The organism is Stenotrophomonas sp. SBJS02, assembly GCF_020428325.2.
Taxonomy (GTDB): Bacteria; Pseudomonadota; Gammaproteobacteria; order Xanthomonadales; family Xanthomonadaceae; genus Stenotrophomonas; species Stenotrophomonas africana.
Genome location: NZ_CP109812.1, coordinates 3742407 through 3763618 on the forward strand (window position 1 = coordinate 3742407; position 21212 = coordinate 3763618).

The following is a 21212-nucleotide window of genomic DNA, read 5'->3' on the forward strand; positions in this document are numbered from 1 at the left end:
CGGGCCTGCCAGAGGCAAGTGCGACATCCGTGGGCGCGGGTAGCCGGGAGCCACCCTGCCCTGCCCGCCTCAGCGATCCTGGGCGGTAAAGGTGAAGTTGAGCGTGCGCGCGAACACCGACTCGAAGCCGCGGTACGGCAGCGGCTGCGCATTGAGCACGGCGGCCTCGATCGAACGCTTGCCGGCCTCGTCGTAGGGGCAGTTCGGGCTGACCTTGGCCTGCATCACCGTGCCACCCGGAATCTGGGTGATGGTGATCTGGCAGCGCTGGCCCAGCGGCACCGTATCCGGGCGCACCCACTGCGACAGCACCTTGGCCTGGATCGCTGCAGCATATTTGGCCGAAAGATCGTCGCTGTTGCCACCACCGCCGGCGGCGGGCTGGGAGGCACCACTGGAACCTGCAGCGGCACTGCCGGCGGCATTGCGCGCGGCGGCCACCTGGCGCAGCTTCTGCTCGGCCAGCTTGGCTTCCTTCTCGGCCTGCTCGCGGCGGGCACGGATCTCGGCGATCTTCTTCTGCTTCTCGGCCTCGGCCTTGTCAGCGGCCACGCGCTCCTGCTCGGCCTGCTTCTTCTTCTCGTCCGCTTCCTGCTGCTTGGCCAGGCGCAGCTTCTGCTCCGCTTCTTCCTGGCGTTTGCGTTCGGTCAGGTCGATCTGCTCCTGGCGGCGCTTGGCTTCCTGTTCCTGCTTGGCCTTCTCCTGGGAGATGGCAAGCGCACTCACCGCTTCCTGGTCCTTGGTATCCGGCTGTGCGACACGCTCCTGCGCCTGTTGCTGCTGGGGCGTGGGGGCATCCTGCGGGCGCGGCTCGGGAATCGGCTGCGGCGGCGGAATGGTGTCTTCCGGCACCGGGATCGGCTCGGCGACCGGCGGCGGCAGGTCCTCCAGCTTTTCCGACTGGCGCAGGGCCTGGCGTGCAGCGGAGGCCTCGGACGCGGACAGCGCGAGGCTGGCCTCGACCGACGGATCACCGGCGGCGGCATCGGTGTTGCGCTGGGGCGACCACAGCCAGGCCACGATGAAGACCAGCGCGACCAGCAGGTGCACCAGCAACGCCAGCGCCAGGGGCAGGCCCCAGCCGGGTTCGCGCTGATGCGGGGGTGGCAGGGCGTCAGCGTGCATCGGTGGCCAGGCCTACCTTGTCTACCTTGGCGCGCTTGATCACGTCCATCGCGGCAATGACCTTTTCATAGGCCACGGCGCGGTCGGCGGCGACGATCACGCGCACGCCCTTGTCCTGGGCGGCGATGCCGGCCAGGCGCCCTTCCAGTTCCTCGGCAGACACGGCGGTCGGCTCCTTGGCGTCGGGCAGCTTCAGGCTGAGCTGGCCGTCCTGGCGCACCGAGACGATCACCGGGTCCTGCTTGCTCTCCAGCGCCTTGGCGTTGGACTGCGGCAGGTCGACGTCGAAGCTCAGGGTGAGCAGTGGCGCGGTGACCATGAAGATGATCAGCAGCACCAGCATGACGTCGATGTAGGGAACGACGTTGATTTCCGATTTCAGCTTGCGGCGCTTGCGGCGACCGATGGCAGCGGACATGGCTTGGACTCCCGGGTCAGGCGCTTACTCGTCGCCAGCGCTCTGGCGCTGCAGGATGGAGCTGAACTCTTCGGCGAAGGTCTCGAACCGCACCGACATACGCTCCACGCGCGTGGTGAAGCGGTTGTAGGCCCACACCGCCGGGATCGCTACGAACAGGCCGATGGCGGTGGCGAACAGGGCTTCGGAGATGCCCGGGGCGACGGCGGCGATGCCGGCCTGCGCACCGCTGCTGATCATGTCGTGCATGGTCACCATGATGCCGAACACGGTACCGACCAGGCCCACGTACGGGGCGGTCGAGCCGATGTTGGCCAGCAGTTCCAGGTTGCGCTCAAGCTGGTCCACTTCGCGGGTATAGGTAGTGCGCATGGCACGCTGCGCGCCTTCCAGCTGCGCACGGCCATCCAGACGGCGCTTGTCGCGCAGGCGGGTGTATTCGCGGAAACCGGCTTCGAAGATCGCTTCCAGGCCGCCGACATTGCGGCTGCGGTCGGTGGCCGAGCTGTACAGCTTGCCCAGATCGGCGCCGGACCAGAAGCGGTTCTCGAACTCGTCGGCTTCGCGGGTGGCCTGCTTGAACACGCGGGCCTTGCGGAAAATGATCACCCAGCTGACGAACGAGCCGACCAGCAGCAGCAGCACGATGATCTTCACCGGCAGGCTGGCCTTGGCCATCAGTTCGAGGTAGTTGATGCCGCCGCCGGTGGTGGCCTGGGCAAGGGTCTGGGTCGCGGCGTTGCTGACGTCGGCCGGCAGTGCCTCGGTGACCGTGGCCTGCAGGGCCAGGAGCGTTGCGATCATCCGTTGTTCCTCAATGTTCGGATTCGGGGTGGAGGTGGGGTTGCAGCACGGCAAGGACGGCCTCGTCCATGCCGCGCGGGCGGAAACTGGCCGCTTCCAGTGCGGCGATGCGGACCTGCGCCGACAGCAGCAGCTCGCCGTCGCGCAGGATCTGCTGGTCGAAGACCATGCTGGCCTTCTTCAGCTGGACCAGGCGTGCGCTCACCTGCAGGGTGTCATCCAGCCGTGCCGGCTTGATGAAATCCATCTGCATCGAGCGCACCGCGAAGACCATCCCATGCTCGGCGCGCATGCGCTCCTGGCCGTAGCCCAGCGCACGCATCCATTCGGTCCGGGCCCGTTCCATGAAGGCCACGTAGCGGGCGTGGTAGACCACGCCACCTGCGTCGGTATCTTCCCAGTAAATGCGTGTCGGCCAACTGAATAGTGGCTCAACCGACATCGGGAACCTCCGCGAACAGGTCCTGCGGCGGATTCTTCGGCTTCAGGCCCATGTGCCGGTAGGCCTTGTGAGTCGCCATGCGGCCGCGCGCGGTACGCACCAGGAAGCCCTGCTGGATCAGGTACGGCTCGACCACGTCTTCCAGCGTGCCGCGCTCTTCGGACAGTGCCGCGGCCAGCGATTCGATGCCGACCGGGCCGCCATCGAAGTAGTCGACCATGGTCTTGAGCAGGCGGCGGTCAAGCTCGTCGAAGCCCTCCGGGTCGACCTTCAGCATCTGCATCGCAGCCTGTGCCACGGCCTCGTCGATGTGGCCGCCGGCCTTGACCTGCGCGTAGTCGCGCACGCGGCGCAGCAGGCGGTTGGCGATACGCGGGGTGCCACGCGCGCGGCGCGCGATCTCCCCTGCCCCATCGGCGGTGCAGTCGATGGCCAGAATGGCCGCCGAGCGGCGCACGATCCGGGTCAGCTCCTCGACGCTGTAGAACTCCAGACGCTGGACGATGCCGAAGCGGTCGCGCAGCGGCGCGGTCAGCAGGCCGGCACGGGTGGTGGCGCCAATCAGGGTGAACGGTGGCAGGTCGATCTTGATCGAGCGGGCGGCGGGGCCCTCGCCGATCATGATGTCGATCTGGAAATCTTCCATCGCCGGGTACAAGACTTCCTCGACCACCGGCGACAGGCGATGGATCTCGTCGATGAAGAGCACATCGTGCGGCTGCAGGTTGGTCAGCAGCGCAGCGAGGTCGCCGGCCTTCTCGATCACCGGACCGGAGGTCACCCGCAGGGCCACGCCCAGTTCGTTGGCGATGACATGGCTGAGGGTGGTCTTGCCCAGGCCGGGCGGCCCGAAGATCAGCACGTGGTCGAGCGCGTCGCCACGCCCCTTGGCCGCCTGGATGTAGATTTCCATCTGCTCGCGCACCGGCACCTGGCCGAGGTAGTCGGCAAGGCGCTTGGGGCGGATGCTGGCGTCGGCGGCGTCATCCTCGCGGGTGGCGCCGGCGCCGATGATGCGGTCGTCGGTCATGTGCTGATTATGCGGCAAAAGTACGGGTTTCGGCCGGGCTGCGCCCGGCACCCGCAGAGGCAACGTCAACGTCAACGTCAACGTCAACGTCAATTGCGAATCTACTGGGGATGGCGGGGTGGGTCCGGTCGCGGGGGACGCCGTGAACCCGTCCTTGGGGGCTTGGCCGCGGCATCCATGCCGCGGACACCCCCGCAACCGGACCCACCCCGCCTTCGACAGTTTCCTGCGGTCTGTCGGAACGGCGTTCTGCTTTGGTTGGTGCCGACCGTTGGTCGGCACGGTAGATCCACGCCATGCGTGCATGGATCTCTGGATGAATCGACGGTGGAGATTAAATCTCCACCTGCGCGCCCAGCTCCACCAGCCGGTTGCCCGGAATCCGGAAGAAGCCGGTCGCAGGCGCGGCATTCCGGTGCATCAGCGCGAACAGCTTGTCGCGCCAGATCGGCATGCCGCGGTTGGCGGTGGCCACGATGGTTTCGCGGCTGGCGAAGAAGGTGGTGTCCATCGGGTCGAAGTAGATGCCGCCGTGGTCACACGAGCGCATCAGCGCCAGCGGCACGTCCGGGGTTTCCATGAAACCGAAGCGCACGTAGACGCGGTAGAACTCGTCGCCCACCGATTCGATCTTCAGCCGCTGCCCTTCCATCGCATACGGGATCGGCAGGGTTTCCACGTGCAGGAACACGTTGCGCTCGTGCAGCACCTTGTTGTGCTTGAGGTTGTGCATCAGCGCGTGCGGGGCCACGGTCGGGTCGGCGGTGAGGAACACCGCGGTGCCCGGTACGCGTACCGGCGGTGCCAGCATCAGGCCCGGCAGGAAGGTATCCAGGCGGATGCCGTCCTTGCGGATCTCATCGCGCAGCAGCTCGCGGCCACGGCGCCAGGTACGCATCATGGTGAACAGGAAGATGCCCAGCACCACCGGGAACCAGGCGCCCTGCAGCAGCTTGGCGCCGTTGGCGATGACGAAGCCGAGGTCGATGATGAAGAACACCACGCACAGCGGCAACAGCCAGCCACGCGACTTCGGCCACAAGGTGCGCGCCACCACGGCCAGCAGCAGGGTGTCGATCAGCATGGTGGCCGACACCGAGATGCCATAGGCCACGGCCAGGTTGGACGAGCTGCGGAAGGCCAGCACCAGGCCGAACACCATCACCGCGATGCCCCAGTTGATGCCCGGGATGTAGATCTGGCCGATGGTGTCGTGCGAGGTGTGCTTGATGCGCATGCGCGGGATGTAGCCCAGCTGCATGGCCTGGCGCGAGACCGAGAATGCGCCTGTGATGACCGACTGCGAGGCGATCACCGCGGCCATGGTGGCCAGGATGATCATCGGGTACAGCGCCCACGACGGCACCGCCTCGAAGAACGGGTTCTTCAGGGCCTCGGGGTGATTGAGCACCAGCGCGCCCTGCCCAAGGTAGTTCAGTACCAGGCACGGCAGCACGAAGAAGTACCAGGCGTGACGGATCGGGCGCAGGCCGAAGTGGCCCATGTCCGCGTACAGCGCTTCACCGCCGGTCACCGCCAGTACCACCGCGCCGAGGATGAAGATGCCATGCCAGCCATGCTCCATGAAGAAGCGGATGCCCCACCACGGATTGAAGGCCTTCAGCACTTCCGGCGCATCGACGATGTTGTAGACGCCGATCGCCGCCAGCGACAGGAACCAGATCACCATGATCGGGCCGAACGCCTTGCCGATCTTCTCGGTGCCGAAGCGCTGCGCGGCAAACACTGCCAGCAGCACCACCAGCGTGACCGGCACGATGAAGACATGCAGCCCGGGCGCGGCCACCTCCAGGCCTTCAACCGCACTGAGCACGGACATCGCCGGGGTGATCACGCCGTCGCCGAAGAACAGCGAGGCGCCGAAGATGCCCAGGATGCCCACCACATAGGCTGAGCGTGAGCCGTTGCGCAGCGTGCGCTGGGTCAACGCCATCAGCGCCATGATGCCGCCTTCGCCATCGTTGTCGGCGCGCATGATGATCGTGACGTACTTCAGGGTCACCACCAGGTTCAGCGCCCAGAACGCCAGCGACAGCACGCCCAGCACGGTGTCGTGGTCGCTGTTGAGCCCGTAGTGTGGCGAGAACGCCTCCTTCAGGGTGTACAGCGGGCTGGTACCGATATCGCCGAAGACCACGCCGATCGCACCGATGACCAGCGCCAGTCCTCCAGCAGAGGGGGCGTGGCCATGTCCGCCGGGGGCGGCTGCGTGCGGGGTTTGACTGCTGGACATGGGTCTCCTGGCGAAGCTCAGGCGGTTCGTTGAGGGAAAGAGACGCGGCTCAGCGCAGCGCGGACTGCAGCGCCTTGCGGATCACGGTGGCCACTTCGTCACCTTCGTTGAAGGCGTCGCGGGCCATGCGTGCCGCTTCGGCCGGCTTGTAGCCCAGCTGCTGCAGCGCCACGGTGGCGTCGGACAGCGGATCGGCCGGCGCGGGGCCGCTGCCGGTGGGCAGCGCGCCGCCTGCACCGAACTGGGCGGCGCGGTCGCGCAACTCCAGCACCATGCGCTCGGCAGTCTTCTTGCCGATGCCAGGAATGCGGGTCAGCGCGGTGATGTCACCGGCCTGGACCATGCGCGCGAACTCCTCGACGGTGACGCCGGACAGCACGGCCAGCGCGATCTTTGCGCCGATGCCACTGACCTTCTGCACATCGCGGAACAGGCGCCGCTCACCTTCGCGCAGGAAGCCGTACAGCGAAACACTGTCTTCCTTCTGCGAGTAATGGGTATACAGGGTGACCTCGCGGCCGAGCTCGGGCAGGTCGTAGAAGGTGCTCATCGGCGCCTCCAGCTCGTAGCCCACTCCGTTCACGTCCACCACCAGCCACGGCGGCGCCTTGTAGGCGACGATGCCGCGCAGTCGACCGATCATTGCGTGCAGCTCCTCATTTGCGGCCCCAGGCCTGGCGGGCACTGAGCCCCAGGCGGTTGGCCGTCGCCCTTACGTGGGCATGGGTGATTGCCACGGCCAACGCGTCGGCCGCGTCGGCCTGCAGCTTGGTTTTCAGGTTGAGCATGAGCCCGACCATGTGTTGAACCTGTTGCTTTTCGGCGCCACCGCGCCCGACCACCGCCAGCTTGATCTCGCTGGCGGCATATTCGTGCACCGGCAGGTCGCGCAGGACCACGGCCGAGATCGCCGCGCCACGGGCCTGGCCCAGCTTCAACGCCGAATCGGGGTTGCGGGCCATGAACACCTTTTCGATGGCCACTTCACTGGGCTGGTATTCCCGGCACAGATCGGCCAGGCCGAGCACCAGCAGCTTCATGCGCTGCGGGAAGTCGTCGGCGCCCAGCAGCACCAGCGGCTGGTGATGCACGTGGCTGACCTTGCCAGTGGCATCGACATCAATGATGCCGACCCCGGTCCGCTGCGAACCGGGGTCGATGCCGAGGATGCGGGTCATGCTGCACTCCTGGCGGGGCGGAACGGGAAGCGCTGGCAGGCGTATGGGCTCATGACTGTCCGCGGTGACCGTTCAACGGCCCGCGCCCAGGCCGTCGAGGACGGCTCAGGCGTAGGCGTCGGCGCCGAGTTCGGCGTTGGAATACACGTCCTGCACGTCGTCCAGGTCTTCAAGCATGTCCAGCAGCTTCTTGACCTGCAGAGCGACCTCGCCCTCGACCTTGATGTCGTTGTCCGCGCGGAAGGTGATCTCGGCGTGGTCGGCGACATGGCCGGCGGCGGCCATTGCGTCCTTGACCGCGTTGAACGCGTCAGGGCTGGTGACCACGTCGATCGAACCGTCATCCGGATAGACCACGATATCGTCGGCGCCGGCCTCGATGGCCGCTTCGGTGATGGCTTCTTCGTCGGCACCCGGTGCGAAGCTGAGCACACCCAGGCGCTTGAACATGAAGGCCACCGAGCCTTCGGTACCCATGTTGCCGCCGCACTTGCTGAACGCATGGCGGACATCGGCCACGGTGCGCACGCGGTTGTCGGTCAGGCAATCGACGATCACGGCCACGCCACCCGGGGCGTAACCCTCGTAGCGGATTTCCTCGTAATCGACGCCTTCCAGTTCACCAGTAGCCTTCTTGATGGCGCGCTCGATCACGTCCTTGGACATGTTCACGGCCAGGCCCTTGTCCACGGCCACGCGCAGGCGCGGGTTGTTGTTGGGGTCGCCTCCACCGCCGCGCGCGGCCACGCCGATCTCGCGGATGATCTTGGTGAAAATCTTGCCGCGCTTCGCGTCGGACGCGTTCTTGCGGGCTTCGATGGAGGGGCCTCTACCCATGGGTGCTACCGTCTGGCTGCTTCAGGATCAAGGCGCGGATTCTACCTGATCGGGGGCGGCAACCGTGTCTAGGCCCGTATTGTTGTAGAGCCGAGCCAATGCTCGGCTCAATGGGCCCGACGGAATGCAGCCGAGCATGGGCTCGGCTCTACAGGGCGGCCCCGCCTGCCCCGCTCTTATGCCGCCGCCGCGTCGCGGCTGTGGTCGAACTGGCCGTGGCGCAGGAAATGCGCGGTCTGCCGCGCGGCATCGGGAGACACCACCAGGCCACTGTGGCTGGTGCGCACCACGCAATGGTCGGCCAGCCCCGGCAGGCGGGTCTCGGCCAGTGCCACGGTGCCGTCGGAGGCATCGTCGATGGCCCCCAGCAGGCTGCCCAGCCCATGCGGTACCGAGCCGGCGATCAGTCCGACTTCGGCCTTGCCCTGCCAGTCCGGCAGGCCATCCAGCAGCAACTCGCTGCTGCGCCCCAGCGCCAGCCCCCAGCCGTGCTCGGACAACGAACGCGCAGTACCACTGCCGCGCAGCGGCGAGCCCAGGCAGACCACGCGCTGTACCGGCAGCTGCGGATTGCGGCGCAGCGCTTCCAGCGCCAGCAATCCACCCAGGCTGTGGCCGACCAGCGACAACGGACCGGCATCGGCCAGCCGCTCCAGCAACTGCGGCACGGCTACGTCGGGGCCACCGAACACCGAGGAGTAACCGAACGCGTGCACCTGAAAACCACGCGCGCGCAGGCGCCAGGCCAGCGGCCCGACCCAGGCGCGGGCATTCCAGATGCCATGCAGCAGCAATACGGGGGGAGTCATGCAAACAGCCTGGCGGTCATCGGGGCAGGAACGTACGGCAATTGAACACGCGCACGCAGCAAGCGGCGGTGAACGTCAGGCCGCGCGCGGTGCGCGGCGCAGGATGAATTCAAGATCGTGGGTGTCACCGACCGGGAACAGGTACTCGCCGGCCTTCTCGAATCCATAGCGGGCATAGAAGCGCTGCGCACCGAAGTTTTCCGACCACACACCCAGCCACAGCGTGCGCGGGCCGTCGCGTTCCAACCAGGCCAGCGCGGTTTCCAGCAGCCGGCTGCCCCAGCCGCAGCTCTGCTGCGTCTTGACCAAATACAGGCGCTTGAGTTCGCCGTCGCCGGGTTTCACGTCCGGGTGCGGCAGGCCACAGGGGCCGGCGGCGGCATGGCCGACCGCCTCCCCGTCCAGCTCCAGCAGCCACACCGCGTAATCGGGGTGGGCCAGGATCACGCGCTGGCGCTCGACCGTGTAGGCCTCCTCAAGGAAGGCCTGCAGGTCCTGCGGCGGATACAGATGGCCGAAGGTTTCGGTGAACGTGCGGGCAGCCAGCGCCGACAGGGTCGGCGCGTCGTCCACGGTGGCGCGGCGGATCGAATACATGCAGGAAGTTGACGTCAGGGCGAAGCGCGGGTCAAGCCTTTTCAGGCGATTCCGCTTCTTCTTCCTCGTCCTCTTCCTCGTATTCCTCTTCGTCCTCGTCCTCTTCTTCCTCGCCTTCTTCGTCCTCGTCGTATTCTTCCTCTTCGTCGTCTTCGTAATCCTCGACGCCGAAGTCTTCACCGTCCCAGCGACCTTCGCCGTCGGCGACGAAGGTCAGGGCCATGGCCGACGGGTTGGTACCGACGCGGACCAGCCAACCACCGAACACGCGTGCACGCTCGGTGACCAGGTTGGCCTCGGAGCCTTCATTGCCCAGCTTTTCCCACTCCAGCGAAAACGCAAACTCGGTCATTGCCTGGATCTCCTGATCAGTTGGTCTTGGGGCGAACCTGGATGTGCACTTCGGCCAGCTGCGCGTCGACGATCGGCGACGGCGCGTCGGTCATCAGATCCTGTGCACCGGTGGTCTTCGGGAACGGGATGACGTCGCGGATCGACTCGGTGCCGGCCATCAGCGCGGCGATGCGGTCGATGCCGAAGGCGATGCCACCGTGCGGCGGCGCGCCGTAGTTCAGCGCGTCGAGCAGGAAGCCGAACTTGGCGCGGGCTTCTTCGGCACCGATGCCCAGCAGCTCGAACACCGCGCTCTGCATGTCCGGACGGTGGATACGGATCGAACCGCCGCCGATCTCATTGCCGTTGAGCACCATGTCGTAGCCGCGCGAAACGGCGGTACGGGCATTGGCGCGCAGGTCGGCGATGTCGTCCACGGCCGGTGCGGTGAAGGGGTGATGCAGGGCGACGTAGCGCTGTTCTTCCTCGTCCCACTCGAACATCGGGAAGTCGGTGACCCACAGCGGCGCCCAGCCGTCGGCGACCAGGCCGAAGTCCTTGCCGGCCTTCAGGCGCAGCGCGCCCATGAAGTCGGAGACCTTGTTGTAGCCACCGGCGCCGAAGAACACGATGTCGCCGTTGCCGGCGCCGACGTGGGCCACCAGCGCGGCGAAGGATTCCTCGCTGAAGAACTTCTGGATCGGCGAGCTGACTTCGCCGTTGTCGGCAATCTTGATGTAGGCCAGGCCCTTGGCGCCGTACTTGGCGGCATGCGCGGCGTATTCATCGATCTGCTTGCGGCTCAGCGCTGCACCGCCCGGGATGCGCAGCGCGGCAACGCGGCCCTCGGCATCATTGGCCGGGCCGGTGAACACGGCAAATTCGCTGTCCTTGACCAGTTCAGCCACGTCCACCAGCTCCAGCGCGATGCGCAGGTCCGGCTTGTCCGAACCGTAGCGACGCATCGCCTCGGCCCAGGTCATGCGCGGGAAGCTGGCATCCAGCTGAACGTCGACCACTTCCTTGAAGATGGCGCGGATCATGTCTTCGACGAAGTCCTGCACGTCGCGCTCGCGGACGAAGGCGAATTCCATGTCCAGCTGGGTGAATTCCAGCTGGCGGTCGGCACGCAGGGCCTCGTCGCGGAAGCAGCGCGCAATCTGGTAGTAACGGTCGAAGCCGGCCACCATCAGGATCTGCTTGAACAGCTGCGGGCTCTGCGGCAGGGCGTAGAACTCGCCCGGGTGCATGCGCGCCGGCACCAGGAAGTCGCGCGCGCCTTCTGGAGTGGCCTTGGTCAGGATCGGGGTCTCGATATCCTGGAAGCCCTTCTCGTCCAGATGGCGGCGCAGGGCCTGCACCAGCTTGATGCGGGTGCGCTGCATGCGCTGCATTTCCGGGCGGCGCAGGTCCAGGTAACGGTACTTCAGGCGGGTTTCTTCGCCCGGGTTCTCGTGGGCGTGGAACGGCAGCGGCGCGGCCTTGTTCAGCACGGTGATGGCGGTGGCGATCACTTCCACCTTGCCGGTGCGCATCTTGTCGTTCACCGCGTGGCGGGCACGCACGACGCCTTCCACCTGCAGCACGTCCTCGTAGCCCAGCGACGCGGCCACGGCGAACACTTCAGCGTTGTCGACTTCCACGGTCACCTGCACGATGCCTTCATGATCTCGAAGATCGATGAAGCAGACGCCGCCCTGGTTACGGGCCACGTCGGTCCAGCCGGCGAGGGTGACAGTCTGGCCAATCAGGGTCTCATCGACCAGGCCGCAGAAGTGGGTACGCATGGGGGGAAGCTCCGCTGGAGAACGCCGGCACCGGATGGGGGCCGGAAAGCCTCGTATTCTGCGGCCGAGGCCCCGGCCGGGGCAAATCCGGCCAGTCACACCGGCTTGATCGCCCCCCTCCCTATAGTCGGGCACCTGCCACCGTATGGGATGCCGCCATGAAACCGCTGTCCCTGGCCAGCCTGGCCGTGACCCTCAGTCTGGGTGCCCTGGGCACCCTGACCCTGCCCGCCCCGTCCGCATCTGCGCAGAACGGGGTGATCCGCTGCGAAAGCCAGAGCAACCGCGAACGGGTCTGCAACACCGGCTGGCGCGGCGCACAGCTGGTCCGCCAGTTGTCTGGCAGCCCCTGCGAGGAAGGGCGCTCCTGGGGCAGCCGCAATGGCAGCATCTGGGTCACCAACGGTTGCCGCGCCGAGTTCGTCGAGGCCCGCGGTGGCTGGGGCGGCGGCAACGGCGGTGGCTGGGGTGGCAACAACGGCCGCCCCGGCGAGACCATCCGCTGCGAGAGCCAGAACAACCGTGAGCGCAGCTGCCCGGCGGGGTGGCGCAATGCCCGCCTGGTCCGGCAGCTGTCCGGCAGCCCTTGCGATGAGGGCCGTACCTGGGGCGTGCGCAACGGCGCAGTCTGGGTCAGCAATGGCTGCCGCGCGGAATTCGCCGAAGCCCGCGGCTGGGGCGGTGGCGGCGGTGGCTGGGGCGGCGGCAACAGCAATTATTCCGTTACCTGCAGCAGCAACAACAATCGCTCCCAGACCTGCGACTGGGATGAACGCCAGGGCCGGCCGGTGCTTCAGCAGCAGCTCTCCGGCAGTGCCTGCCAGGAAGGCCGCAGCTGGGGTTACTCGCGTGGCCAGGTATGGGTGAGCAACGGCTGTCGCGCGCGCTTCGGCACGCGGTGAGTGCAGCGTCGGGGTCGGAGCCCCCCGCAGGAGGGATCCGACCCCGGGATCACGGCGCCGGTGGTTTGTCATCGCCCCACGGCGGCGGCGGCAGGGCAACCGGCTTGCTGAGGTCGAACTGCACGCGGAAGCGGCGGCCATCCGGACGTGTCAGCTCATAGACGAACGTCTGGTCGGGATCGATCTCCATCGCCCACGTGTTGTGGGTCGAGGCCAGCATGTCGGCACGACGGAACATGGCCACCGAATCGCCATCGGCCGGGAACTGCTGGCGCTCGGCGGTGCCCGGTGGCGTGCTGTCGCCGCCGTACAGCGTGATCGCGTCGAGGCTGCCGTCTTCATGCCGATGGTCGTGCTTCAGGCGCAGACCGGTTTCGGTGCGGGTCAGCACCCAGGTCCGCGAGTGGTCATTGCCGACATGGAACGGGATGCGCAGCTCGTGCGCCGGATCGGCACAGCCACGCACGTGCATGACCAGGCGCTGGCCGGCGAACGGATCCTTGCCGGTCGGTGCCGGCGTGTCTTCCACCACCTTGCCGGCATAGGCCTGGCCGCAGTGCGCGGCGATGGCGGCCATGAAGGCATCGGCCGGTGCGGTTGCCAGATCATGGGCAACCGTGTCGGAGCGCTGCGAACAGGCAGCGAGGCTGAGCAGGAGGGCGGAAGCGGTGACCACGGCAGGCAGTTTCATGCCCCAACCCTAACGGCCCTGGCCGACGGGCGCAAACCGCCCGCAGCAACCGATCAGCGTTCGACGGTGTGCGGTTCCGGCAGCGTCTCGGTGGTCGCCACCGGCGCGGCCGCGCCCTCGCCTGCCGGCTCCTGTTCAACCGGATCGACATCGAACGGGGTACGGAACACCAGCGACGGCAGCAGCGTGGTCAATGCGGCATACAGCAGCAGCGCGCCGAACAGCACCGCCGGAATCTGGAAGCGCTCGCGCATGATCGCGGCCAGCACCAGGGTGAAGATCAGCGTCGGTGCCAGCGCCAACGAGACCCGCAGGCTGCTGCGGAAGCTCTCGCCGAACATCACCCGCCGCTGCAGCCAGACCACGCCGATACGCAACGGCAGCACCACCAGGGTGATCACGATGCCCAGCCCCAGCGCCTCGAAGCTGAGTGCTTCGCTGGGTACCTTGGTACCGGCATTGAAGAAATAGAACGGCACGAAGAACGAGGCGAAAAGGCGCAGCGCGTGCAGGTTCTCATGCGAGGCCAGCAGCGGCATGCGCTGGTGCAGCAGGCGCGCGACCAGGCCGGCGATGAACGCGCCAACCAGGTAGTACACGCCCAGCAGGTACGTGATGTAGGCCGCGACCATGCCCACCATCACCAGCAACGAGAACTCCGAGCCGGGCGCATGCGGTGCCACCCAGCGACCCAGCGCGATGAACAGCAACGGCAGGCCGACCATCATCGCCAGCAGCGCCAGGCTGGACAGCGCCATATGCCCCGGATCGCCGGCCTGCAGCACGACGAACAACGCCGCCAGCGCCAGCAGTTCGCCGGCGATGGCCTTGCTGGTCACCCAGAACCGCTCGTCCTCGCTCAGGCCCAGCCGCGACAGCGAATCCATGATGAAACCGGTGGACGGTGTCAGCAGCGCCAGTGCAAGCAGGCCGGCGGCCTGCCAGGGCAATCCCGCGTAGCGCCAGGCCAGCCAGCCCACACCGAACAGCGTGCCGGTACGGATCACCAGATGCGCCAGCAGCGGCCACATGCCCCGCCGCAGCGCCTGCAAGTCCACTTCCAGGCCGGCGAACAGGAACAGCGAGGAAATGCCCAGCGTGGCCAGCAGGCCGATCACCGCATCGTGGGCCTGGTCGCCCAGCCAGAGCATGCCGATGATGCCGAACAGCAGGCAGGTCAGCGGCGCGGGCAGGCTGAAACGCTGCAGCGCGCGCGGGATCACCAGCAGCGCGAAGATCAGCAGCAGGTAGATCAGTTCATGGCTCATGGGGGACTTCCGTGTGGTTCGAACGCGCGCAGGATGCGCGCGCCGAACCGATCCGGCAAGCCGTTTACGGATGACCAGCGGTTACCTCATCCGATCAGGCGATCGGCAATGCGCCCCACCTGTGCCAGCACGGTAGCGCGTTGCTCGTAGCTGATCGCACCTGCCTGCAGATATGCCGTCAGCACCCACGGCGTGCCGCCGGCCAGCGGCCACAGCACGGCGATGTCGTTGCGCGCGTCCTCACCGTTGCTGCCGGTCTTGTCGCCCACCCGCCAGCGCTTGCCGAGGCCTGCACGCAGGCAGGCATCACCGGTTTCATTGTCGATCAGCCAGTCGGCCAACTGCTGCCGCGAGGCCGGTTGCAGCACCTCGCCCAGCACCACGCGCTGCAGGGTCGCGGCCATCGCCGCCGGCGTGGTGGTATCGCGTGGATCGCCCTCGGCGAAACTGTTCAGTTCCGGCTCCAGGCGGTCACTGCGGCTCACCGCATCACCGCTCGCGCGCAGGAACGCGGTCACTGCGGGCGGGCCACCGACCACGCCGAACAGCAGGTTGGCGGCGGTGTTGTCGCTGGTGATGATCGTGGCACGGCACAGATCGCGCACCGTCATGTCCTTGCCTGCATGGCGGCGGGTGACCGGTGCGTGCGAGAGCAGATCGGCGTCGCGCACCGGCACGCGCGTATCCAGCAACGCCGGCGTGCGCTCGGCCTGGCTGAGCACGGTGGCCGCCAGCACGCTCTTGAAGGTGCTGCACATCGGGAAACGCTCGTCCTGGCGATGACCGATGCGGCGGCCGCTGGCGGTATCAAGCAGGGTCACGCCGAGGCGGCCGGCACAGGCCTTTTCCAGCGTGGCGAAGTCGGTGGCGGCCGTGAGGGCGGCATCGGTCGGTGCACTGGCGGTGGTCTTGCCCGCCGCACGGGCCAGCAACGGCAGGGCAAGCGAGGAAGCAACAGCGGCACCACTGAACTGCAGGAATCGGCGACGGGCGAGCATGCGGGGTTCTCCTGGGGACCGCCCGATTATTGAAGCCCCCCCCGGAGCCGACCAGCGCGAAATATCAGCGGAAGCCATGAACTTAATTCATGCCTGTCGTAATCAACTCGTTGAGATTTACGAAATTCCTCGCTGAAGGGTAGGATCAGCCATCACCCTGGCTCACGGCTTCCCGATGCTGCACCCGACCCTGCCGCTGAACGCGCTGCGCGCCTTCGAGGCCGCTGCGCGCCACCAGAACTTCACCCGCGCCGCGCTGGAGCTGTGTGTCAGCCAGGCCGCGCTGAGCCACCAGATCCGCGGGCTGGAGGACCGGCTCGGCATCCGTCTGTTCCATCGCCTGCCGCGCGGCGTGGCGCTCACCGAGGAGGGCGCGGCGCTGTATCCGGTGCTCAATGAATCGTTCGAGCGCATCTCGGCCAGCATCGCGCGCTACACCGGTGGCCCGGCCCGTGAAGTACTGACGTTGGGCGTGGTCGGCACCTTCGCCACCGGTTGGCTGCTGCCACGGCTGGCTGCGTTCGAGGCCGCGCACCCGGACATCGAGCTGCGCCTGCAGACCCACAACAACCGCATCGATCTGGCCGGCGAGGGCCTGGACCTGGCGATCCGCTTCGGTGATGGCGACTGGCAGGGCCAGGCCTGCACCGCGATCCTCGATGCGCCCTTCGCACCGCTGTGCGCACCGGCCTTGGCGCGGCGGCTGAAGCAGCCGCGCGACCTGGGCACGCTGCCGCTGCTGCGCTCCTACCGCAGCGACGAGTGGCCGCGCTGGCTGCAGGCGGCAGGAGTGAGCGGCGTGGAAGCCCGCGGACCGGTGTTTGATTCGTCGTTGACAGTGGCGATGGCCGCGGTCGGCGGCGCCGGCGTGGCGCTGCTGCCGCTGCGCATGTTCGAGCAGGAACTGGCCGAGGGTCGCCTGCTGCAGCCGTTCAGCACCACACTGGAGCTGGGGCGCTACTGGCTGACGCGGCTGCGATCGCGTGCCGAGCGCGAGCCGGCCAAGCGGTTCCGCGAATGGCTGCAGGCGCAGGGCACGTAACAAAAAAAAGGGGACGGAGGGGATTAAGTCGTTTGTGGCACAAACGACTTAATCCCCTCCGTCCCCTTTTTTTGCGTGATCAGGACTCCAGCAGTTCCATCCACGCTGCCTCGGCTTTTTCCAGCTGGGCGGCGGCGGTTTCGCGGTCACGGCCGATCACGGCCATGCGGGTGGCATCGGCGTAGTTGGCCGGGTCGGCCAGCTGGCGATCCAGTTCGGCCAGTGCGCCTTCCAGCTCGGCCACTTTCGCTTCGGCGGCGGCCAGCTTGTGCGGGTTCACCGGCTTCTTCTGCACCACCTGCGCCACCGGGGCGGTCTTGACCACTACCGGCTCTTCCACCTGATCCATGCGCGCCTTGGTGCCCTGCGCCTGCGGGCGGGTGCGCAGCCACGCGGCGTAGGCGTCGAGGTCACCATCGAACGGTTCGACCACGCCATCGGCCACGCGCCAGTAGGTGTCGCAGACCAGACCGATCAGGTGGCGGTCATGCGAGACCATCACGATCGCGCCCTCGAAGGTGGCCAGTGCTTCGGCCAGCGCTTCGCGCATTTCCAGGTCAAGGTGGTTGGTCGGTTCGTCCAGCAGCAGCACGTTCGGCTGCTGCCAGGCGATCAGCGCCAGCGCCAGGCGCGCGCGCTCGCCACCGGAGAAACCATCCACCGGCTCGAATGCACGGTCGCCCGGGAAGTTCCACTTGCCGAGGAAATCGCGGAACGACTGGTTCGGTGCGTCCGGGGCGATCTCGCGGAAGTGCTCCATCGGCGACTGGCCTTCGTGCAGCGACTCCACCGTGTGCTGGGCGAAGTAGCCGATCTTCAGGTCCGGATGCGCCATGCGCTCGCCAACGATCGGCGCCAGCTCGCCCACCAGGGTCTTCACCAGGGTGGTCTTACCGGCACCGTTCGGGCCGAGCAGGCCGATCCGCTGGCCCGCTTCCAGGCCGAAGCCGACGTTGTGCAGGATCACCGCGTCCTTGCCGTAGCCGGCCTCGACGTGATTCAGGCGGATCAGCGAGAACGGCAGCTTGGCCGGCGGCGCGAACTCGATGCGGAACTCGCGCTCGGCGCGCACCGCTTCCGTGCCGGCCAGCTTGGCCAGGCGCTTCATGCGGCTCTGCGCCTGCGCGGCCTTGCTGGCCTGCGCCTTGAATCGGTCGATGAAGCTCTGCAGGTGGGCGCGCTCGGCCTGTTCCTTCTCGTGCGCGATCTGCTGCTGGCGCAGCTGTTCGGCGCGCTGGCGTTCGAAATCGGTGTAGCCGCCCGGGTAGAGCTTGGCGCCGCCACCGTGCAGGTGCAGCGTGTGGGTGGCCACGTTGTCGAGGAACTCGCGGTCATGCGAGATCAGCAGCAGCGTGCCGGGGTACTTCAGCAGCCACTGTTCCAGCCAGTACACCGCGTCCAGGTCCAGGTGGTTGGTCGGTTCGTCCAGCAGCAGCAGGTCGCTGGGCATCATCAGCGCGCGTGCCAGGTTCAGGCGCACGCGCCAGCCACCAGAGAACGAGGACACCGCACGGTGATGGGTCTCGGCCGGGAAGCCGAGGCCGTGCAGCAGCTTGCCGGCGCGCGCTTCGGCGTCGTAGGCATTGAGCTCGGCCATCTTGGTGTGCGCCTCGGCCACGGCCTCCCAGTCTTCGCGGGCGGTCGCCTCGGCCTCGGCGGCCAGCACTGCGGCCACCTCGATGTCACCGCCGAGCACGAAGCTCAGCGCCGGGTCGGGCAGCGACGGGGTTTCCTGGGCCACGCTGGCGATGCGCACCTTGCCGGGCAGATCGACATCGCCCTTGTCGGCCTCCAGCTCGCCCTTCACCGCCGCGAACAGGCTGGACTTGCCAGCACCGTTGCGGCCGACCACACCCACCCGGTAACCGGCGTGCAGGGTCAGGTCGACATTGGACAACAGCAGCCGCTCGCCACGGCGCAAGGCGAAATTACGAAGGGAAATCATCGGGGGAGGCGTCCATATAACCAGATGGAATGTGCTGGTGAGCACTGTTCCTGCGACGCAATTCTAGCGTTAACGAATACTTGACGCGTCCCGGGATGCGCGGCGGCCGGCGTTCCTCTCTCCCACGTCCTCGCCGCGCGCGTCCCGGGCTCCCTCCCCCGCCAGTGCCAATTCGGGCTAAATGGTTGCTGCTGCAACGTTTTTCCCGATGACCGGCATTTGACAGGCGCTGAATATCCCGTTAATTCCTGTATTGCGCACCGCAACAACCGCCGTCCGCCTCACCCCCGTGATGTCGATTCCGGTGCCGCCCCCGCCAACCGGAGCCCCATCCCGATGACCCGCAAGACCAGCCTGATCGCCGCCGCCGTCGCTGTCGCACTCGGTGGCTCTCCGTTCGTTGCCGCTGCCCAGCAGGCTGGCACCGCCGCCAACACCCTGGACACGGTGATCGTCACCGGCACCCGCGTGGCCGACCGCACCGTCGCCGAATCGCAGTCGCCGATCGACATCATCACCCCCGAAGCGCTGCAGTCCACCGGCACCAGCGAGCTGGCCACCGCGCTGTCGCGCGCGCTGCCCTCGCTGAACTTCCCGCGCCCGGCCCTGACCGATGGCACCAGCGGCGTGCGCCCGGCGCAGCTGCGCGGCCTGTCGCCGGACCAGGTGCTGGTGCTGGTCAACGGCAAGCGCCGCCATACCTCGGCGATGATCAACGTCAACGGCAGCATCGGCCGTGGCTCATCGGCGGTGGACATCAACGCGATCCCGATCGCCGCCATCGAGCGCGTGGAAGTGCTGCGCGACGGCGCGTCGGCGCAGTACGGCTCGGACGCCATCGCCGGCGTCATCAACATCGTGCTCAAGGGCAGCGGCCGTGGCGGCAGCCTGGCCGTGGACTACGGCCAGTACTCGGCCGGTGACGGCAACAAGTACCAGCTCTCCGGCGATACCGGCGTCGAGTTCGGCAATGGCCGTGGCCGCGTGCATGTGGCCGGCCAGATCAGCCAGCAGGACGAGAGCAACCGCGCCGGCCCGTACCGCGGCACCACGCCGAATACCGGCAACTTTCCGAGCATCGGCCAGAAGACCTTCATCGTCGGCGACCCGCGCGTGGATGCCACCGCCGCCTCGGCCAACGCCAGCTTCGATTTCAGCGACCACGTAACCGGCTACGCCAGCGCGCTGCTCAGCAACCGCGACATCACCTCGTTCGCGTTCTACCGCTCGCGCAACCACAACGGGCAGACCGCGCTGCTGGCGCAGACCTACCCGGACGGCTTCGTGCCGGAGATCAACCAGTACTCCAAGGACCGCTCGCTGGTGGCCGGCGTCAAGGGCAACACCGACAACGGCTGGACCTGGGACCTGAGCCTGAACCACGGCGAGAACACCCTCGACTTCCACACCCGCAACAGCATCAACTACAGCCTCGGCGCCAGCAGCCCGCGCTCGTTCTACGACGGCACGCTGAAGTACCAGCAGGACATCTTCAATGCCGACCTGACCAAGTCGCTGGACTGGGGCCTGGCCTACCCGGTCACGCTGTCCTTCGGCGGTGAGTACCGCAAGGAAAAGTGGGACCAGAACCCGGGCGAACTGAACTCGTACACCGGCAGCGGTGCGCAGGGCTTCGCGGGCTTCACCCCGACCAATGAAGTGCATGCCGACCGCCACAACTACGCGGTCTACGCCGGCCTGGAAGCGGACCTGACCGAGAAGTTCTCGGCCGGCATCACCGGCCGCTACGAGGACTACTCGGACTTCGGCGACCGCTTCTCCGGCAAGCTTTCGGCGCGCTATGCATTCACCGACAAGGTCGCGCTGCGGGCCACCGCCTCCAGCGGCTTCCGCGCGCCCTCGCTGGCGCAGCAGGGCTACCAGGCGGTCACCAGCCAGTTCCTCAATGGCGTATTCGTCGAGCGCGGCACCTTCCCGACCACCAGCCCGGCGGCGCAGGCGCTGGGCGCCTCGCCGCTGAAGGCCGAGACCTCCACCTCCTACAGCCTGGGCCTGGTGCTGCAGCCGGTCGACCGCCTGTACATCACCGTCGACGCGTACCAGATCGACATTGATGACCGCATCGCGCTGTCGTCCAGCATCACCACCAATGCCGCCACCAGCGCGCTGCTGGGCACCCTCGGCCTGCCGCAGGTGACCGCGTTCTCCTACTTCACCAACGGCCTGGATACGCGCACTCGTGGCGTCGACTTCGTGTCCAGCTACACGGTGCCGTTCAACGCCAGCAGCCTGGAGCTGACCGCTGCATACAGCTACAACGACACCGAAGTGCGCCGCGTCGGTGGCACCCCGCCGGTGTTCGGCACGCTGGGCCTGACCCAGTCGCTGATCGGTCGCGATGAAATTGGCCGCATCGAGGACAGCTACCCGCGCGACAAGGCGATCCTGAGCGGCACCTGGCGTTCGGACCACTGGGAACTGGGCCTGGCCGCGACCCGCTACGGCAGGTTCACCGTGCGCAACTCGGCCACCGCGCTGCGCGACCAGACCTACGGCGACGCCTGGGTGGTGGATGCCTCGGCCAGCTACAAGCCGAGCAGCAACTGGACCCTGACCGTGGGCGCCGACAACCTGCTGGACAAGTACCCCGACCGCACCGAAGACCTGCAAAACTCGACCTTCGGCATGCTGCCCTACAGCAACTACTCGCCGTTCGGCTTCAACGGCGCGTATGTCTACGGCCGCATCAAGTACACCTGGTAAGCGGTAACGGGCGTGCTGGGCCCTGCCC

The 21212-nt window shown here is 67.2% G+C and carries 20 protein-coding genes; 3 read left to right on the plus strand and 17 right to left on the minus strand.

Going from position 1 to position 21212, the window contains the following annotated elements:
• Positions 1 to 69: 69 nt before the first annotated feature.
• From tolA to aspS, 13 genes are all read right to left on the minus strand, one after another.
• On the minus strand, positions 70 to 1125 hold the full coding sequence (tolA, locus tag FQS62_RS17340; RefSeq protein WP_049446504.1) for a cell envelope integrity protein TolA: 1056 nt from the start codon (positions 1123 to 1125) through the stop codon (positions 70 to 72).
• Complete coding sequence (gene tolR, locus FQS62_RS17345; RefSeq protein WP_005410751.1) at positions 1115 to 1543, minus strand: protein TolR; 429 nt, start codon at positions 1541 to 1543, stop codon at positions 1115 to 1117. The genes tolA and tolR overlap by 11 nt, the downstream gene beginning before the upstream one ends.
• 24 nt (positions 1544 to 1567) lie before the next feature.
• Positions 1568 to 2347, minus strand: a complete 780-nt coding sequence (gene tolQ, locus FQS62_RS17350) for a protein TolQ (protein WP_006438802.1) — start codon at positions 2345 to 2347, stop codon at positions 1568 to 1570.
• A gap of 10 nt (positions 2348 to 2357) precedes the next feature.
• A complete protein-coding gene (ybgC, locus tag FQS62_RS17355; RefSeq protein WP_049446502.1) occupies positions 2358 to 2789 on the minus strand; it encodes a tol-pal system-associated acyl-CoA thioesterase in 432 nt (143 codons plus the stop codon).
• The gene (gene ruvB / locus FQS62_RS17360) at positions 2779 to 3819 is read right to left on the minus strand and encodes a Holliday junction branch migration DNA helicase RuvB (RefSeq protein ID WP_019337543.1); all 1041 of its coding nucleotides are present in this window, start codon (positions 3817 to 3819) and stop codon (positions 2779 to 2781) included. The genes ybgC and ruvB overlap by 11 nt, the downstream gene beginning before the upstream one ends.
• Before the next feature lie 334 nt (positions 3820 to 4153).
• On the minus strand, positions 4154 to 6073 hold the full coding sequence (locus tag FQS62_RS17365; protein ID WP_049444532.1) for a potassium transporter Kup: 1920 nt from the start codon (positions 6071 to 6073) through the stop codon (positions 4154 to 4156).
• A 49-nt stretch (positions 6074 to 6122) separates the two neighbouring features.
• Positions 6123 to 6716, minus strand: coding sequence for a Holliday junction branch migration protein RuvA (gene ruvA, locus FQS62_RS17370; protein WP_005410756.1), 594 nt, complete (start codon positions 6714 to 6716; stop codon positions 6123 to 6125).
• Positions 6717 to 6729: 13 nt separating this feature from the next.
• A complete protein-coding gene (ruvC, locus tag FQS62_RS17375; RefSeq protein WP_049444534.1) occupies positions 6730 to 7251 on the minus strand; it encodes a crossover junction endodeoxyribonuclease RuvC in 522 nt (173 codons plus the stop codon).
• 105 nt (positions 7252 to 7356) lie between these two features.
• The gene (locus FQS62_RS17380) at positions 7357 to 8088 is read right to left on the minus strand and encodes a YebC/PmpR family DNA-binding transcriptional regulator (protein WP_032128531.1); all 732 of its coding nucleotides are present in this window, start codon (positions 8086 to 8088) and stop codon (positions 7357 to 7359) included.
• A 176-nt stretch (positions 8089 to 8264) separates the two neighbouring features.
• Entirely contained in the window at positions 8265 to 8897 is a 633-nt protein-coding gene (locus tag FQS62_RS17385) for an esterase/lipase family protein (RefSeq protein WP_057500829.1), read from the minus strand.
• Positions 8898 to 8972: 75 nt separating this feature from the next.
• Complete coding sequence (locus tag FQS62_RS17390; protein ID WP_057500828.1) at positions 8973 to 9494, minus strand: GNAT family N-acetyltransferase; 522 nt, start codon at positions 9492 to 9494, stop codon at positions 8973 to 8975.
• Between the two features lie 31 nt (positions 9495 to 9525).
• A complete protein-coding gene (locus tag FQS62_RS17395) occupies positions 9526 to 9846 on the minus strand; it encodes a hypothetical protein (protein WP_049444541.1) in 321 nt (106 codons plus the stop codon).
• Positions 9847 to 9862: 16 nt separating this feature from the next.
• On the minus strand, positions 9863 to 11614 hold the full coding sequence (gene aspS / locus FQS62_RS17400; protein WP_164159197.1) for an aspartate--tRNA ligase: 1752 nt from the start codon (positions 11612 to 11614) through the stop codon (positions 9863 to 9865).
• A 158-nt stretch (positions 11615 to 11772) separates the two neighbouring features.
• On the opposite strand from aspS, the gene FQS62_RS17405 reads away from it, so the two are divergent.
• The gene (locus tag FQS62_RS17405; RefSeq protein ID WP_208043402.1) at positions 11773 to 12516 is read left to right on the plus strand and encodes a DUF3011 domain-containing protein; all 744 of its coding nucleotides are present in this window, start codon (positions 11773 to 11775) and stop codon (positions 12514 to 12516) included.
• Between the two features lie 49 nt (positions 12517 to 12565).
• On the opposite strand, the gene FQS62_RS17410 is transcribed toward FQS62_RS17405, so the two are convergent.
• The 3 genes from FQS62_RS17410 to blaL2 form a co-directional block, all read right to left on the minus strand.
• Positions 12566 to 13207: a hypothetical protein gene (locus FQS62_RS17410; protein WP_049444546.1), complete on the minus strand. Its 642-nt coding sequence runs from the start codon at positions 13205 to 13207 to the stop codon at positions 12566 to 12568.
• Between the two features lie 53 nt (positions 13208 to 13260).
• Positions 13261 to 14475: a cation:proton antiporter gene (locus FQS62_RS17415; RefSeq protein ID WP_208043401.1), complete on the minus strand. Its 1215-nt coding sequence runs from the start codon at positions 14473 to 14475 to the stop codon at positions 13261 to 13263.
• An 86-nt stretch (positions 14476 to 14561) separates the two neighbouring features.
• Positions 14562 to 15473: a L2 family extended-spectrum class A beta-lactamase gene (gene blaL2 / locus FQS62_RS17420; protein ID WP_154349535.1), complete on the minus strand. Its 912-nt coding sequence runs from the start codon at positions 15471 to 15473 to the stop codon at positions 14562 to 14564.
• A 175-nt stretch (positions 15474 to 15648) separates the two neighbouring features.
• Between blaL2 and ampR the strand changes: the two genes are divergently transcribed.
• Positions 15649 to 16515 carry a LysR family transcriptional regulator AmpR gene (gene ampR, locus FQS62_RS17425; protein ID WP_154349536.1) on the plus strand — a complete coding sequence of 289 codons (867 nt, stop codon included), beginning with the start codon at positions 15649 to 15651 and terminating at the stop codon, positions 16513 to 16515.
• A 79-nt stretch (positions 16516 to 16594) separates the two neighbouring features.
• Here ampR and FQS62_RS17430 read toward each other — a convergent pair whose 3' ends face one another.
• Complete coding sequence (locus tag FQS62_RS17430; protein WP_154349537.1) at positions 16595 to 18460, minus strand: ABC-F family ATP-binding cassette domain-containing protein; 1866 nt, start codon at positions 18458 to 18460, stop codon at positions 16595 to 16597.
• Positions 18461 to 18796: 336 nt separating this feature from the next.
• Here FQS62_RS17430 and FQS62_RS17435 point away from each other — a divergent pair, with 336 nt between their 5' ends.
• Positions 18797 to 21184 carry a TonB-dependent receptor plug domain-containing protein gene (locus FQS62_RS17435; protein WP_208043143.1) on the plus strand — a complete coding sequence of 796 codons (2388 nt, stop codon included), beginning with the start codon at positions 18797 to 18799 and terminating at the stop codon, positions 21182 to 21184.
• Positions 21185 to 21212: the final 28 nt, after the last annotated feature.